Raw genomic sequence first — 15398 nt, 5'->3', positions numbered from 1 at the left:
CATGACAGGGACTCGGAAACGGGACAGGCGTGGACTGCGGGCCACGCCGGTACGGGCGACGCTGCTCGCCGTCGCGCTGGCCGCAATCCTCGGCTCGGCGCCGGAGACGACGGCGGCTCAGGAGGCGGTGGACGTCGCCGGAACCGTGGTCGACGACGGGACGGGAGAGCCGGTCGAAGGCGCGACCGTCCGGCTGGCCGATGCATCCGGCTCGGCTCGAGAGACGATCACCGGGCCGGACGGCGCCTTCGCCTTCGCTCAGGTTGCGCCGGGCACATATGCGCTGGCCGTGCGTCGCCTCGGATACGAGTTGCTCAGTACCCCGCTGGAGATCGGCGCGGCGGCGCCTCCGCAGCTCGACGTACGCCTGCAGCCGGAGGCGATCCCGCTGGAGCCACTGGACGTTGACGTGGCGGGGCGCGCGCCCGGTCTCGTGGAGTCCGGCTTCTACGACCGGCTGGAAGAAGGCTGGGGCGTGTTCTTCGAGCCCGAATGGGTCGAAGCCAGCACGGTCGGGTTCGTAAGGCTGAGGGACTTCCTGTGGGTCCTCCACGGCCGCGCCCCCCTGTCCCGGTGCGAGAAGATACCGGTGTACCTGGACCGGCGACCGATCGGCACGACCCCAGGCTGGGGGACGAGCGGGCAGTATCCGGGAGGGATCTTCACTGCGGGCCTGGATCGCCTTCCGCCGCTGCTGGAAGAGCTGTCCGTGACCGATCTCGGCGCGGCCGAGGTTTACCAGCCCGGAACGAAGGTCCCGATGTTCGCCTGGACCGTCGCGACCATGAGCTGCGGCGCGATCATCCTGTGGTCCGACTGGACGGCGCGTCTGCCGGAGGTACCGAAGATCGAAGTGAAGCTGTGCGAGCCCGGCGGCCGTCCGGGAGAGGTCGCACTCGAAGGCTTCGTGGAGGACGAGATCACCGACGTCAGGCTGCCCGCCGCGCACGTGTCGGCGTCGTATGCGAACCCGGCGGATCCCGACGGCCTCGAGCGCGTGGAAACGGTTGCCCGCACGGATTCACTCGGTCGGTATCGCGTGTGCGACCTGCCGGCGGGTACGATCATGGAACTTACGCCGGAGTACGGCCCTCACATGGGTGGGCCGACCGTTGCGATTGCGGCGGCGGACGGCGACGCGCTGAGGCTGACGGTGCCGGTGACGTCTCCGGCTTCGATCACCGGCATGGTCCTCAACGAGGCGACCTCGGAACTGATCGAGGGCGCAAGGGTCGTGCTCGTCGACACGGACTTCGGTACCGTGACGAACCGGGCGGGCAGGTTTTCCCTCGAGGATCTTCCGCCGGGGTCCTACAGGATACGGGCCGTGTGCGCCGGGTATACGGGTCCCACGCACGAGGTGGAACTGGCCGAGGGAGGGAGCGTGGCCCTCGTCCTCCACCTGCGCTCGACGCAACTTGCGAGACGCGGCACGTGCTCCATCTAGCCGGAAAGGGCTGCCAGGGATGACGAAGAGGGTCCCTCTGTTGGCTCTGGCCGTCGTCCTCGTGGCGGGGAACGCCTTCCTGCCCGACGCCGCGAACGCCCAGGAGGCGGTTCGGATCGAGGGGACGATCACCGACGATGGAACGGGCGAGCCGATCGAAGGCGCGACAGTCCGGCTGGCCGACCCGTCGGGTTCGGCTCGGGAAACCATCACGGGACCCGACGGCGCGTTCGCCTTCGCTCAAGTTGCGCCGGGGACATACACGCTCGCCGTGCGGCGCCTCGGCTACGAGGTCCTCAGTGCCCCGTTGGAGATCGGCTCCCAGGCCCCACCGCGGCTGGATGTGCGCCTGCAGCCGCAAGCGATCCCGCTGGATCCGCTCGAAGTCGACGTGGAAGGACGCCCGCCCCGCCTCGCGGAGTCCGGCTTCTACGAACGCATGGAGGAGGGCTGGGGCGTCTTCCTTGAGCCCGAATGGATCGAGGCGAACAAGGTAGGCTTCGTGAGGCTCTCGGACTTCATGTCGACTCTCCAGATGCGGGCCCCGTTGCCGCGGTGCCGAAAGATCCCCGTATACCTCGACCGGAGGCCGGTCGGACAGGCCGACGGTTGGGGGACGAGCAGGTCGTACTCCCTGAATCCGGCGGGAACCGCCCGTTCTCCCGCGGAGCCGATCCCGACACTGCTGGAAGAACTTTCGGCGTACGATGTCGGTGCTGCGGAGTTGTACCAACCCGGTAGCAAGATCCCGTTCTTTGCTTGGAACCCGGGCACCATGACCTGCGGCGCGATCATCCTGTGGTCCAACTGGACGGCGGCGGAGGCGGAGATCCCCAAGATCGAGGTCAACCTGTGCGAGCCCGCCGGCCGGTCCGGCGAAGTGGCGGTGAACGGATTGGTGGAAGACGAGGTTACTCAGGTCCGGCTACCCGCCGCGCATGTGTTCGCGTCTTACGCGAATCCCGAGGATCCCAACGGCCTCGAACGCGTCGAAACCGTGGTCCGCACAGACTCGATCGGACGATACCGGCTGTGCGATCTCCCGGCCGACGTAACCCTGGAACTGACGGCCGCCTACGGCCCCCATTCGGGCCTTCCCTCGGTGGTTCCGGCCAGGGCGGGCGCCGAGGTGAGGCTCAGCGCGCCCGTTACCCCTCCGGGATCGGTCACGGGTCTCGCTGTCAACGAGGTGACCCGCCAGCCGCTCGAGGCCGTACGTATCACCGTCGACGATACGGATTTCCGCGCCGTAACGGACCGCACGGGCGCATTCTCGCTGACGGGTCTTCCCCCGGGCTCATACAAGATCCGTGCCCTGTGTGGAGGCTTCGACAGCTCCGTGCAGACCGTAGATGTCGCCGAGGGGGCGCAGGTTCGCGTCGTGCTCGCGCTTCGGTCTAGCGGGTCCCCGGGCCGCATCCGGTGCTCCGCCTAGCCTGGTTCGCCTACACCTCCTTGTCACCAGACCCCAGGCGTCAGGGCTTCCGGATCCGTACGACCTCGATCCGCGGGACGTCGAGCGCGTCCTTTCCGGCCAGCAGCACTCGATCGCCGCGAACGCCGGAGAGCAGCGCCCGTTTTTCCGCCGGGATCCGGAGTCGCGCCACAGGTTCGCCATCGGGTTCGAGCACGTAGTAAAGCCTCTCGACGAACACGAAGGGCTCGAAGCGGGCGACCCAGATTCGGCCCTCGTCATCGAAGAGCGCCTTCCCGATTGCACACGTGACACCTCGTTCACGGAGCAACTGCATGGACGTCCCGATGTTCGTTGAGGTACGTGCAGGGGACAAGCGCACCGCCAAGGCCGGTCGGCGCCGCACCCTCCGGGATATCGCAGTCACTCACAAGTTTCCCTCCGGCCACGACAACGACGCGATCGGCAATCTCCTCGAGGTCTTCCGTCAAAACACCTTCCTGGTGCCAGGATCAAGCCCACCCATTCCACCTTCGCGCATCCTCCCTTCGACAGCTCGTCAAGTCGGCCTTCGCCGTCTCCCGATTGCGGCTCGTCCCCACGAGTTCGACCTCGACGACTCCCTCGTCTCGGCGTCAAGTCAGCTTGGGACCGATCCCGCCGGCTGGCGACGGAAGGGGCTGGAAGGTGCGTGCAGCTACAGCTGAGGCAACCAGTGATTCGGCGCGACACGACTATTGCACCTGGCCGAGCAGATCCGTGGAACCGGTTTCTTGGCGCACTGGCAATTATCAGGCACACCAATTGAGAGGACACGTAGAGCGCCGCACCGACCGCGAGCTACACCTCCTTCTGCTTCCAGCGGCCGCGGCGGAAGAGGTAGAGGCCGACGACGGCCGACAGGGAGTAGGCGACCGCGAACGACCAGAACACGCCCGTCTCGCCCCACCCGGCGCCGAACGCGAGGAGCGCCGCGACGGGGAGCTGGAAGAACCAGAAGACCCAGATGTTGATCCAGGTCGGCGTCGCCGTGTCGCCGGCTCCGTTGAAGGCCTGCATCGTCACCATGCCCCAGGCGTAGAAGATGTACCCGTAGCTGATGATCCGGAGCGCGCGGACGCCCACGTCGAGCGTCTCCGGGTCCGGGGCGAACGGCGCGAGAATCGGCTCAGGGAAGGCCACGAAAACGACCGTTACCACGGCCATGAACAGCATGTTCCAGAAGCCCGTGAGGTAGACGGCCCGCTCGGCGCGATCCGGCTTCTCCGCGCCGAGATTCTGGCCCACGAGCGTGGCGGCGGCGTTCGCGAGGCCCCAGGCGGGGAGGATGATGAAGATGACGACGCGGATGGCCATCGTGTAGCCGGCGAGCGCGATCGTCCCGAACTCGGACAGGATCCGGATCGAGGCGATGTAGCTGACCTGGGTCACGAGCATCTGGCCCACGCCCCCGACCGACACGCGGATTAGCCGGCCGATGACGGGCAAACGGACCCGGAGGTCGTCGCGCCGCACCCGGATGCGCTCGCCGCGCGACAGGTGCCACAACTGGTACACGGCCCCGATCCCGCGTCCGGTCGTCGTGGCCACGGCGGCGCCCGGGAGGCCGAGTTCCGGGAAGATCCAGAGGCCGAACACGAGCACGGGGTCGAGCACGATGTTGATCCCGTTCGCCAGCCACACGGAACGCATGGCCATCGATGGGTCGCCCGCCCCCCGGTAGATCGCGTTGTTCACGAAGAGGAGGATGATGACGACCATCCCGCCGAGCTGGATGCGCGCGAAGGTCGTGCCCGCGGCGACGACTTCCGGGGATCCTCCCATGACCCGGAGCAGCCACGGGGCCGTCATCGCCCCGGCGAGGCCGAGGACCACGGCGATCCCGACGCTCAGCACGATCGCCTGCACGGCGGCCCTCGCTGCGCCGCGCTCGTCCTTCTCTCCCGTCCGTCTCGCGACCATCGCCGTGGTGGCCATCGCGAGGCCCATCGCGATCGAATAGATGACGGACAGCATCGCTTCCGTGAGGGCGATCGCGGCCAGGGCGCCGGCCCCGAGCCGGCTCACGACAGCCATGTCCACGAGGAAGAAGAGCGACTCCCCCGCCATCTCCAGCACCATCGGGATGGCGAGGAGCAGGACCCCGCGGTTCAGGCTTCCCGACGTGAAGTCCTCGTGCGTTCCCCACAGCAGCGCCCGAAGCGTCCTCCACACTCCGGAACGTGGGGGAGTCGCAGTTTCCCCTTCGGGCCGACCAGTGTCGCTCAAGGAATCGTCCTGTCAGGAGGAGGCGGTCTCGGGGGGTCAGTACGTCCAGATCGCGACGAGGTTGCAGTCGGTCAGGAGCCTGGCGTTCGGCACCTGGTTCATGATCTCCGGCGGCGCCTCGCTGCACCTGTACGCCTCGATGCCCCGAACGGTGTCGAATTTCAGTTCGTCCAGGTTTCTCCGAGTGAACCCGAGGCGGCCGGCCGGCCGGCCGTTGAGGAGGATGAGCTGGTTCCGGCGGTACCGGACGGAGAGTTCCCGTTTAAACTGGAACACCTGCCCGAGGTGCACGAACTGGTCGATCTCCGGGTAGGTCGCGAAGTAGCCCTCGTCGATGGACTGGCGGCGTTCGTAGAACCCCGACGTGAGCAGAAACGGGTCGCGGCCGGTCACTCTCACCTCGATCGGCGCGAGCGCGATCGCCCGGGTGTTGAGTTCGACGCGGAATTCCGCGCTCTGGTCCGTGAGGATGTTGATGTCGGTCTCGAGGGGCGCGTAACCGATGTGCGCGACGCGCAGACCGTAGGTGAGCGGCGGCATGGAGCGGAACGCCGCGCGTCCGAGAGAATCCGTGACCCCGGAGACGGGCAGCGGGGAGAAGTCGATCTGCGCGCCTGCCACCGGTCGCCCGTCAGCGGCGTCCACGACGGAGAGGACGACGAAGGCGGCGTCCCCCATATCCACCTCGAGGTCGACGAACTTCGACCGGTCGAGTTCGACCTTGCGCTCCTTCCCGCGCCGGGACCGATAGTTCGGGCGCACCCGGATCTCCCGAAACGCCTCGAGGCCGCAGGCCTGGTATCGCCCTCGCCCATCCGCCTCGAGCCGCACGTCCTCCGGCGTCGGCAGCCCGCGTTCGGCCTCGTAGCGGATCACGACCGTCGCCCCTGGCAGCGGAACCTTGCTCTCATCGTCCCGGATCGTGCCCTCGATGCCGACTTCGAGCTCCGCCTGACCGAGTTGCCGGCAAATGCGGAGGACCCGCTCTTCCTCTTCCTCCTGCGCCGCGGCCGGGTACGGCGCGAGAGCGGCCGCCGCCAGCGCGAGAGCGGCCGCCGCCAGCGCGAGAGCGGCTGCCCGCAGGAGGAGCGGCGCGGTGCCGCGGAGGAGCGGACGGGTGGGGGAGGTCAACCGCCGGCCTCGAGCAGCGCCTGGAGGAGCCCGTTCCCGGCCTCGCCGAGGTTGGTGGCGCCGCGATTGTAGTTGCGGCCAAGCGCGACGCCGTAGCCGCTCTCGGGTTCGAACACGAGGTACATGTTGTATCCGGCGACGGAACCGCCGTGGCCGACGAACCGCACGGCGCCGCCCTCGAGCGCGACAGGACGAATCGAGAAGCCGAGTCCGTACCCCGCGTCGGGATCCTCGGGCGTCTGGACCGTCATGACCTCCCGTCGGGTCGCCGGCTCCAGGAGTTCGTGTTCGGTCATGCCCATGACCGCGGCCGCGAACGTCGCAAGATCTCCGACCGTCGCGTAGACACCGCCGTTCGGCACCTTGTATCCGCGTCCGTCGTGCTCGAGCGCCGGAAAGTCGGAGTTCACGACGCCGTCGGCTCCGTTCGCGAAGCCCACCGCGACTCGCCGCCACAGGTCGGGGCCGACGATGAAGGTCGAGGAGCGCATCCCAAGGGGTTCGAACAGGCGGTCCTCGACGAGGTCCATGAAGGACGTCCCGGCGGCCCGCTGCAGCGCGTAGCCGAGGACGCCGTACCCGATGTTGGAGTACTGATATCGGGCTCCGGGCATCGTGTCGTAGCGAGTGTGGGGGATCGAAGCGACGATCTTGTATCCCCAGTCCTCGATCGGCCCCGCAGCGGCGCCTTCGAGTTCGGGCTCCCGAATGAGGCCGGCCGTATGGCTCGCCAATTGCCGTAACGTGATCGGCGCCATGTCGGCCGGCGGGTCCCCGAAGCCGGCGGCCTCGGGCAGGTGGTCCACGACGGCGTCATCGAGTGCGACCGTCCCTTCCTCCACGAGGTCCGCCATCAGGATCGCCGTCACCGACTTCGAGATCGATCCGGTCCGGTAGATCGTTCGCACCCCCGCGGGCACGCGGTTCGCCGGATCGGCCCAGCCGAACCCCTGCGCCCACAGCACCTGATCCCCCTTGAAGACCGCCGCCGTGATCCCGCCGATGCCGTCCGCTTCGACATCCGCCGCGATCCGCCGCGAGAACGCGTCGATGACGTCCGCGTCCTGACCGGCCGCAACGGACGGAAGGACGAAGACGCCGAGAAGGAAGACGATCGTCGCAGAGTACAGGCGGGGCGCCGCAGCGGCGCGGGACGAGCGACGGTGGACCGGCATGACGTTCTCCTTGCGTGGCCGACGGATGGCCGCAAACCCTCCGCCGGGCTCGAATCCAATGCATAGTCGCAGCTTCTCGCCCGCACCGGAAGCCTTCAGGCTGGCCGCGGGCTGGCGGGTCGCGCCCGACTCGCCTAGTGTGGCGCCCATGTCGCTTCTGAAGAAACTGATCTTCCGGATGGATGGGGCTGCGGACAGCGCCCGAACCCGGTTCAAGAGCGAGTCCGGGGCCACCTGGGAGGCCGAGTTCTCGATCTTCTCGGGCACCACGCAGCAGTCGCCCCGGCTGCTCGTGATGTTCCGGAACCAGGACGACATCACCATCCCCCAGCGCTACAACCAGGCGCCGCCGGGGATCTCCAAGGTGCCGAAGCAGGCCGTGTCCGAGATGAACGAGGCGGGACTCCGCGAACTGCTCGCGCGCTCGGTGAAGGTGTGAGCGGCGCGAGGGTGGATCCGAAGAAGGCGCTCTCCCGCACCTTCCTCGACGGGGGAATGGTCCGCTGGGAAGCCTACGTCTCGGGCGGCCAGCCGAATACGCCGCACGCGGCCCGTATCTACTTCGTGTGCCTCGAGGACCCCTTCGCGCCACCGCGCTGGCTGCCACACGAGAGTCGCAGCGTGGCCGAGGCCACGCGCGCGCTGGCCGACATGAGCGACGCGGATCTGCTGGGACTCCATTCCCGCTCCAAGCCTCTGGAGTGACGCCGCGAGCGCCGGGGTGACGCTGTAGCCGTTGGAGTGACGCTGCGGGCGCGGGCTTCCGGCGGCTAGTTTACCGTGACGACGTCGTACAGCCGCTCGCCGGGCGTTCCGTCCACGCCTTCGTAGCGGTGCTCCACGAGAATCGACCAGGACCCGGGCTCGACGTTGTAGATGTTCGCCACGTAGGACAGCGTCGAGGGCGTCCGGCTGTTGCAGCCCTGCCGGCCCGACACGATCGTGATGGCCAGCTCCAGCCCTCCGTCGACCTCCCGCAGATCGGGGGACAGGTAATCGCACCGCAGCCGGCCCACGATCTGGCCCGAGACTCGCATGGATCCGGGCCCCCCGGCGGCGCGCGCGAACTCGGGCAGGGCGGATCCCTCGCTGACCACGGACGAGAGCATGTTCCCCACGGTCGGGGAGATTCCGATCCCCAGATCCAGGCAGCCGGACAATCCAACGAGGATGCAAACGACGCCGATTGCGTAGCGCACTTGCCGGTTTCGCACGATTTGCAAGATGAGACTCCGCGGCCGAAGAACCCTCGAAAGAGTGACAGCGTGCGGGAGTGTCTCGCAATACCGTCGCCCGTCGCAAATCCCTGAAGGTCCGGGGCGGCCCCGGCGCGTCGCGTGTCGTGTGCGCGAACCGCGCCCGCATTACTTTCCATGCGTGGCTTGTCGACGTCGTGGCGGAGACTGCGGGATGCGAACACAGCGAGAGGTTCGTTCGGAGGCGCAGGCGCGGAGAAGGGCCGTCTGCCGGGTCGCGTCCTTCGCCCTGGCGGGAGCCGCCATCCTGACGTCGGCCGGGTCTCGTCTCGCCGCTCAGAGCCTGACCCTTACCCCGCCCCATGGCATCGTGACGTGTCCGGCGGGGACGGATCCGTCCCTCACCGGTCTCGCCGGCGTCGTCCGCGATACGCTTCAGGGAATACTCATTCCGGGGGCCACCGTCACGGCGAGCTGGACCGAACGCGAGGGACGGCAGCGCACCGTCTCGGTGGATGCGGACAGCGAGGGCGTGTACGTCCTCTGCGGTCTCCCGCCCGAGCAGGATCTCACGGTGAGCGCGAGGTTCACGTCCTTCCGCACGGAGCCGACGCGAGTGAACATCGCACCCGGCCCCCCCGCCGGGTGGGACATCCTCGTGGGCGTGGAGGAAGGTGCGCTCGCCCGCCTGCTCACCGTGCCCGGCCGAATCGTGGGTCGGGTGGTGGATCGGCGGTCCGGCCGTCCGGTGGAAGCCGCGAACGTCGTTCTTTCGGACACGCTGCTGGCGGAGGACCAGCAGGGAATGACCGATGGCAGCGGCCGCTTCATGTTCACCGACCTCGATCCGGGGATGTACCGCGTGACCGTGGACCACCTCACCTTCGATCCCCTGGACCAGTTGGTGCGCCTCCCGAGCGATCGAACCGTGCAGGTGGACTTCGAACTCAGCGTGGACCCGATCGAACTCGCACCGATCGTCGTCACGGCACTGCGCGAGAAGCGGCTGGAGCTTCAGGGGTTCTACGACCGGCGAGAACTCGGCGAGGCGATCGGCGCCGGGATATTCCTTACGCGCGACGACATCCAGGACGCCGGCGCGATCCGCGTCACGCACTACCTGGGACGGATTCCGGGCGTGCGCACCGAGTGCACCGGAGGCGCGAACAACAACTGCACCATCCGCATGACGCGCGGCGTGCCCAGCCTGAGCAGTCGCGCCGAGTACGGGTGCATGAACGCGAACGTCTACCTGGACGGCGTGCGCGTGATCCGCGACGGCGGTGCCGGCGAATCGATCGACAACTTCGTCTCGCCGTCCGAGATCGCCGGGATCGAAGTCTATCGAGGCCCGAGCGAGTTGCCGGCCGAGTTCGGCGGGGCCGTGGGGCGCTGCGGAGCCATCGTCATCTGGACGGGCCCCGCGCTCCGGCGGAATTCGGGCTAACCGGCTGCGGAAAAGCCCTAACTGGCCGGATCCGGCAGGGTTGGGGCCGGCGGGGCCGCCGCGAACGCATGGAGCGCGGTGGCCTTCGCGCGTACCGCGAAGCGCGCGCCGGGTTCGACGCCGAGCTCCTCCGCCGCGTCGAGCGTGACGAGGGCCACGAGTTCGACGGGACCGCGAAGCCGCAGCCGCACGAGCCCGCCCATGTCGCGCCGTTCCTCCACCGTCGCCACGACCAGGTTGCGCGTGCTCAGATCCGCGGGGGGGACGTCCGGGGGCCCGAGGACGAGGTCCTCTGGCCGATAGGCGATCTTCACCGGCGTCCCCGGGACCGCCTCGCCGAGGGCCACGAGCGAAGCGCCCCCGATGTCGACGGTGACCATGCGCTCGTGCGCCCGCGTCACGGCGCCGGAGATCGTGAACTCCGCCCCGGTGACGCGCGCCGTGTAGACGTCCGCGGGATTCTCGTAGATCTCCTTCGGCGTGCCCGTCTGGACCAGCTTCCCGTCCCGGATCACGGCGACCCGATCCGCGAGGTGGAAGGCCTCGCCCCGGTCGTGGGTGATGAGAAAGACGCTCGTCGCCCGCTCCCGGGCCACGCGCTCCAGGTCGTGGCGGAGGTCGAGCCGCGAATCCGTATCGAGATTCGCCGTCGGCTCGTCGAGGAAGAGGATCTCCGGGTCGAGAACGAGCGCCCGCGCGAGCGCCACGCGCTGCGCCTCCCCCCCGGACAACCGCGATATCGGGGCTCCCAGCAGGTGCGAGATCGCGAGTTGCTCGCACACCGCGCGCGAGCGGGCGCGGGCCTCGGGCCGGGGCACGCCGCGCAGGGCCAGCCCGAGCCCAACGTTGTACTCGACGGAGTCGCTCCAGAAGTGGGGGCGCTGGAACACGACCGCGGACGCGGCCCGGAGCGCCCGCTCGGCCGGCCGTCCCGACCCGCCGCGGAACGCGACCTCTCCGGCGTCGGGCTTCTCCAGCATGGCGAGAAGGCGCAGCAACGTCGATTTCCCGGCCCCGTTCGGCCCGAACACCGCGAGCATCTCGCCCTCCCGCAGCTCGATGCGGTCCACCTCGACGGCCGTCCTTCCGCCGTAGCTCCGGCGCAGGCCGACTCCGCCGAGGAGCGGTCCGCTCGCGGCGTTCACGCGACCTGCCCGCGGCGGATCGCCCGCCGGCCGAGCAGGAGGAGCGCCGCGTTCACGCAGAGAGCGATGAGCATGAGTACGATCCCCATGGCGATCGCGACGTCGAAGTTGCCGCGCCGCGTCTCCAGCACGATCGCGGTCGTCATCACCCGGGTTTCGCCGAGGATGTTGCCTCCCACCATCATCACCGCGCCCACCTCGCTGATGATGGCCCCGAACCCCGCCGCCACCGCGGCCACGAGCGACGTCCGCACCTCCCTCAGCTGCAGGAGGATCGCCTGCCGCCGGCTCGCGCCGAGCGCCCGCGCCTGAAGCGCGATGTCCGGGGGGATGTTCTCCACGGCGGCGAGGCTCACCGCGGCGATGTACGGGCCCGCGAGGATCGCCTGGGCGCCGATCATGGCGGCCGGCGTGTAGAGGAGTTGCAGGTCGCCGAGCGGACCTGCCCGCGAGAGCAGGAGGAAGACGCCGAGGCCGACGACGACGGGAGGGAAGGCGAGACCCGCGTTGATCACCGCGACCACGGGCAGGCGAAGCCGGAATCGCGTCAGCCCGACCGCGATCCCGATGGGGAGTCCGATGACCATGGCCAGGAGGAGCGCCGATCCGCTGATCTGCAGAGAGCGGAGGATGACGTTCCAGACGTACAGGTCACCCGACGTGATGAGCCGGAGAGCCTCGAGCAGCGGATCCACGCGCGGAATCTAGGGAGTCGGATCGTCGCGGGGCCACGGGGCGAAGAGGGCCTCCGGGCCGCCCCGCACCCGGAATTCCCCGATCGCGCGGCGCCCGTTTCCGGAGCGTAGCCAGTCCGCGAAGACGGCGGCCCGTTCCGGCCGGGCCGCGGCGCGCGGCGCGAGCAGCGAGTAGACGTTGCGCAGCGAGGGGTGGTCCGCGACGAGCGGATCCAGGTCGAGCACCGGCGAGAGCATCGCGAGCGTCGCGACATCCGTGAGGACGTAGGCGCGGCGTTCGCTCGCCACGTGCAGCGTCGTGGCCTGTCCCTGTCCGGACTCCACGTACCAGGCACCGCCCCCGGTCACCCCCGCCTCGCGCCAGAAGGCGATTTCGCGGTAGTGCGTGCCCGAACTGTCGCCGCGCGAGACGAAGTCGTGCTCCCCCCGCGCGAGGGTCGCGAACGCCTCGGAGGGGGATGCGGCCCCGCGAATCCGGGCCGGATCCGAGGGCGGCCCCGCGATCACGTACCCGTTGACGAGGACGGGACTCCGCCGCGGCGCGTACCCCGCCTCGACGAAGCGTGCCTCGGCTTCGGGCGCGTGCACGAGCAGGAGATCCACGTCCCCCGTGCGGCCGAGTTGCAGCGCTTCGCCGCTTCCCGCGATGACCGTGCGCACCCGGAGCCCGGGATGGTCTTCGTTGAAGCGGGCGATCAGGTGTTCGAGCAGGCCCGAATCGTAGGTGGACGTCGTGGCGCCGAGCACGAACGTGTCCGAGTCGGTCCCGCACGCCCCCGCGCAGACTCCCCCGCCGAGGGCGAAGAGGAGGGCGAAGGAGGTTCGCCGCGCGCGTCTGTCAGGGACGGCTAACCGTGGCGTATCCACCGCAGCACCTGCGGCAGGTTGGCGCGCTGGCCCTTCATCAGAATCCCGACCCGGAAGATGCGACCCGCGACCCACGCCGCCCCGAGGACGAAGACTCCCAGCAGAACCAGCGACACGAGCCACTGCCACACCGGGACCGAGGTGGCGAACAGCCGCGCCGGCATCACCAGCGGACTGAAGAACGGCACGAGGGAGAGGATGACGCCCCAGCCCGCGTTCGGGCTCTGGATCACGCCCTGCGTCGCGATGAAGGGGAGGATGATCAGCATCGTGATCGGGAGCATGACCTGCTGGGCGTCGTGCTCGTTGCTGATCGTGGCGCCGGCCCCCGCGAACATGCCTGCGTAGAGCAGGTAGCCGAAGACGAGGAAGAAGAACATCAACACGAGCGTGCCCCACGGGACCGGGATGCTCGCGATGTCGATCCCCGCCTCCGCCAGCGTGGATGCCCCGGCGGTGAGGCCGTACACCGCCGCGAGCGCGAAGACCAGCGCCCAGACGGCCATCTGCGCGATACCCACGGCGCCGACGCCCACGATCTTGCCCAGCATCAGTTCCCACGGGCGAAGGGAGGAGACCATGATCTCGACGATGTCGGACTGCTTCTCCTCGAGGATCGCCCGCACGATCATCTGGCCGTAGATGAGCAGGATGAAGTAGAAGAAGAACGCGATGCCGAAGCTGAGCGCCCGGTAGATATCCTGGGACCGCGCTTCGCCGGACTCCGTGACGTTGATGACGTCGAACGAGGTCCGCTGGAGCAGCGCGCCGGGATCGATGCTCTGCACGCCGATCGAGCGCAGGCGCGCCCGTACCGATGCCCGCTGAAGGGCGCCACGGACCGAGCCCTCGATGACGGAAGGCACGCTGGCCCGCGCGAGCAGCGTCGTCCGCTCGTCGTCGCCCTCCCCTTCGTCCGCGTCCGGCGTCGCCCCCGGCATCTCCGCGGAGCGCCGGCCCTCACTCTGCGGGATCATCAGCAGCAGATCGTACGAGGAGCCGGCGAGCCGCGTCCGCGCCTCGTCGACCGATACCGCCTCCATGTCCGCGGCGCGCACGGCGTCGAGCGAGTCCGCGAGGAACTCCTCGATCAGGAGGTCACCGATCAGCCCGGCGGGATCGGCGACCCCGATGAGCCGGCGCTCCTCGCCCGCATCCGTCGCCCCTCTCACGGCCAGGAAGGCGGAGAGGACGCCGAGGCCGACGATCAGCACGGGGAGGCCCAGCGTGGAGAGGAGGAACCACTTCGACTTCACGCGCAGGATGAACTCCCGGCGGATCACGGCCGCGACCCTGGGTGTGAACGGGTTCATGCCGCCGCCTCGTCGTCTTCGCTCTCGTCCTCGTGCGAGAGTCCGGCCTCCGTCGCCTTCTCGATGAAGATCTGGCGCAGCGAGGGTTCGATGAGTTCGAAGCGCGAGATCAGGGCGCCGCCGTCCACCGCCCGCCGCAACAGCGCCTGCGGATCCGCCCCTTCCAGCATGCGGACCTCCACGTACGTGCCGTGCGCCGAGATGTCCTCGATGAGGTCCGGCGCATCGAGGAACGTGGGGTTCCCCTCGAAGGACAGCGCGATGTCGCGCCGCCCCGCCGCGGCCTTGATGTCGCGGACCCGGCCATCGAGCACCTTGGTCGCTCCCGCGATCATGCACACCCGCTCGCACAGGCGCTCGGCGTCCTCGATGAGGTGCGTCGAGAGCAGGATCGTGGCTCCGGCCCGCTGTCGTTCCTGCAGCAGTTGCTTGAACAGTTCGACGTTCAGCGGATCGAGGCCGCTGAAGGGCTCGTCGAGCACCAGCAGGTCGGGTTCGTGAAGGATGACCCCCAGGAACTGGGCCTTCTGGGCCATCCCCTTCGAGAAGGTCTCCACCTTGTCGTCCGCCCGGTCGCCGAGACCCACCGCGTCCAGCCCGGACCGGGCACGCGCGAGCGCCTCCTTCCGCTTCAGTCCCTTCAGTTGGCCGAAGAACGCGAGGTGGTCCGCGGCCGTCATCTTCTGGTACATGCCGCGCTCCTCCGGCAGGTACCCGATGCGGGTGCGCATGGCCTCGACGTTGGGGGAACCGAAGACGTCCACGGAGCCCGCGTCGGGCCCGATGATGTCGAGGATGATCCGGAGCGTCGTCGTCTTTCCGGCGCCGTTCGGCCCGATGAGCCCGTAGATCGATCCGCGTGGGATCTCGAGGTCGAGGTCGCGGACCGCCGTCTTCCTGTCGAAGCGCTTCGTGACGCCGCGGAGGCGAATGGCCGGTGTATTCACGGCCCCGATCATACGGACTGCCCGCACCCGTCGCCAAGCAGCGGACTCGTCTGCCGCCCCGCGCGTTCGGCGGTCCGGCCTACCGCGGGGGCCGTTGAATCCCCATATTGAGGATTCCCCTCACTTTGCCGAAATCCAACCCTCCATGGGGAGGTTAGATGGCGATCTTCCGCGTCATGTACTACCGCGACATCACCGTAGGAAGCGGCGGCCGCATCACGATTCCTCTGGAGATGCGCGACCACATGCGACTGGCCGATGGCGATGCGCTGAAAGTTCGCCTCGAGGAAAGCGAATCCGGCCAGCGCCAGTTCACCGTCTGGAAGACGGAATCCAACCCGGGCATGTAGGTT

The 15398-nt window shown here is 68.8% G+C and carries 17 protein-coding genes; 7 read left to right on the top strand and 10 right to left on the bottom strand.

Features of this window, described 5'->3' with window-relative positions:
* Position 1 precedes the first annotated feature (1 nt).
* Both ACQY5G_RS03255 and ACQY5G_RS03250 read left to right on the top strand, forming a co-directional pair.
* The gene (locus tag ACQY5G_RS03255; RefSeq protein WP_428276954.1) at positions 2–1447 is read left to right on the top strand and encodes a carboxypeptidase regulatory-like domain-containing protein; all 1446 of its coding nucleotides are present in this window, start codon (positions 2–4) and stop codon (positions 1445–1447) included.
* A 19-nt stretch (positions 1448–1466) separates the two neighbouring features.
* A complete protein-coding gene (locus ACQY5G_RS03250) occupies positions 1467–2882 on the top strand; it encodes a carboxypeptidase regulatory-like domain-containing protein (RefSeq protein ID WP_428276952.1) in 1416 nt (471 codons plus the stop codon).
* A 40-nt stretch (positions 2883–2922) separates the two neighbouring features.
* On the opposite strand, the gene ACQY5G_RS03245 is transcribed toward ACQY5G_RS03250, so the two are convergent.
* Positions 2923–3192, bottom strand: coding sequence for a hypothetical protein (locus ACQY5G_RS03245; RefSeq protein WP_428276950.1), 270 nt, complete (start codon positions 3190–3192; stop codon positions 2923–2925).
* 4 nt (positions 3193–3196) lie between these two features.
* Here ACQY5G_RS03245 and ACQY5G_RS03240 point away from each other — a divergent pair, with 4 nt between their 5' ends.
* Positions 3197–3568: a hypothetical protein gene (locus tag ACQY5G_RS03240; RefSeq protein WP_428276948.1), complete on the top strand. Its 372-nt coding sequence runs from the start codon at positions 3197–3199 to the stop codon at positions 3566–3568.
* A 133-nt stretch (positions 3569–3701) separates the two neighbouring features.
* Here the strand turns inward: ACQY5G_RS03240 and ACQY5G_RS03235 are convergent, their stop codons facing one another.
* The 3 genes from ACQY5G_RS03235 to ACQY5G_RS03225 form a co-directional block, all read right to left on the bottom strand.
* A complete protein-coding gene (locus ACQY5G_RS03235) occupies positions 3702–5075 on the bottom strand; it encodes an MATE family efflux transporter (protein ID WP_428276946.1) in 1374 nt (457 codons plus the stop codon).
* 90 nt (positions 5076–5165) lie between these two features.
* Complete coding sequence (locus tag ACQY5G_RS03230; protein WP_428276944.1) at positions 5166–6260, bottom strand: carboxypeptidase regulatory-like domain-containing protein; 1095 nt, start codon at positions 6258–6260, stop codon at positions 5166–5168.
* Positions 6257–7435, bottom strand: coding sequence for a serine hydrolase domain-containing protein (locus ACQY5G_RS03225; RefSeq protein WP_428276942.1), 1179 nt, complete (start codon positions 7433–7435; stop codon positions 6257–6259). The genes ACQY5G_RS03230 and ACQY5G_RS03225 overlap by 4 nt, the downstream gene beginning before the upstream one ends.
* Before the next feature lie 148 nt (positions 7436–7583).
* Here ACQY5G_RS03225 and ACQY5G_RS03220 point away from each other — a divergent pair, with 148 nt between their 5' ends.
* Positions 7584–7874 (top strand): hypothetical protein, encoded by a 291-nt coding sequence (locus ACQY5G_RS03220; RefSeq protein WP_428276940.1) that lies wholly within the window; start codon positions 7584–7586, stop codon positions 7872–7874.
* A complete protein-coding gene (locus ACQY5G_RS03215) occupies positions 7871–8140 on the top strand; it encodes a hypothetical protein (RefSeq protein WP_428276938.1) in 270 nt (89 codons plus the stop codon). Before ACQY5G_RS03220 ends, ACQY5G_RS03215 begins: the two co-directional genes overlap by 4 nt.
* A gap of 65 nt (positions 8141–8205) precedes the next feature.
* Here ACQY5G_RS03215 and ACQY5G_RS03210 read toward each other — a convergent pair whose 3' ends face one another.
* A complete protein-coding gene (locus ACQY5G_RS03210) occupies positions 8206–8658 on the bottom strand; it encodes a hypothetical protein (RefSeq protein WP_428276936.1) in 453 nt (150 codons plus the stop codon).
* A 187-nt stretch (positions 8659–8845) separates the two neighbouring features.
* Between ACQY5G_RS03210 and ACQY5G_RS03205 the strand changes: the two genes are divergently transcribed.
* A complete protein-coding gene (locus tag ACQY5G_RS03205; protein WP_428276934.1) occupies positions 8846–10078 on the top strand; it encodes a carboxypeptidase regulatory-like domain-containing protein in 1233 nt (410 codons plus the stop codon).
* A 17-nt stretch (positions 10079–10095) separates the two neighbouring features.
* On the opposite strand, the gene ACQY5G_RS03200 is transcribed toward ACQY5G_RS03205, so the two are convergent.
* The 5 genes from ACQY5G_RS03200 to ACQY5G_RS03180 are packed head-to-tail and all read right to left on the bottom strand — an operon-like array spanning position 10096 to position 15045.
* Positions 10096–11223 carry an ABC transporter ATP-binding protein gene (locus ACQY5G_RS03200; protein ID WP_428276932.1) on the bottom strand — a complete coding sequence of 376 codons (1128 nt, stop codon included), beginning with the start codon at positions 11221–11223 and terminating at the stop codon, positions 10096–10098.
* A complete protein-coding gene (locus tag ACQY5G_RS03195) occupies positions 11220–11918 on the bottom strand; it encodes an ABC transporter permease (protein ID WP_428276930.1) in 699 nt (232 codons plus the stop codon). Before ACQY5G_RS03195 ends, ACQY5G_RS03200 begins: the two co-directional genes overlap by 4 nt.
* 9 nt (positions 11919–11927) lie before the next feature.
* The gene (locus tag ACQY5G_RS03190) at positions 11928–12785 is read right to left on the bottom strand and encodes a substrate-binding domain-containing protein (RefSeq protein WP_428276928.1); all 858 of its coding nucleotides are present in this window, start codon (positions 12783–12785) and stop codon (positions 11928–11930) included.
* On the bottom strand, positions 12767–14098 hold the full coding sequence (locus ACQY5G_RS03185) for an ABC transporter permease (protein ID WP_428276926.1): 1332 nt from the start codon (positions 14096–14098) through the stop codon (positions 12767–12769). Before ACQY5G_RS03185 ends, ACQY5G_RS03190 begins: the two co-directional genes overlap by 19 nt.
* Complete coding sequence (locus tag ACQY5G_RS03180; RefSeq protein WP_428276924.1) at positions 14095–15045, bottom strand: ABC transporter ATP-binding protein; 951 nt, start codon at positions 15043–15045, stop codon at positions 14095–14097. Before ACQY5G_RS03180 ends, ACQY5G_RS03185 begins: the two co-directional genes overlap by 4 nt.
* 158 nt (positions 15046–15203) lie before the next feature.
* Between ACQY5G_RS03180 and ACQY5G_RS03175 the strand changes: the two genes are divergently transcribed.
* Positions 15204–15395 carry an AbrB/MazE/SpoVT family DNA-binding domain-containing protein gene (locus ACQY5G_RS03175; RefSeq protein WP_428276922.1) on the top strand — a complete coding sequence of 64 codons (192 nt, stop codon included), beginning with the start codon at positions 15204–15206 and terminating at the stop codon, positions 15393–15395.
* Positions 15396–15398: the final 3 nt, after the last annotated feature.

It is taken from the genome of Candidatus Palauibacter sp., from assembly GCF_965261555.1.
In the GTDB taxonomy this organism is placed as follows: domain Bacteria; phylum Gemmatimonadota; class Gemmatimonadetes; order Palauibacterales; family Palauibacteraceae; genus Palauibacter.
Note: the sequence above shows the minus strand (reverse complement) of the source record. Positions and strands in the feature narration are given on the sequence as shown.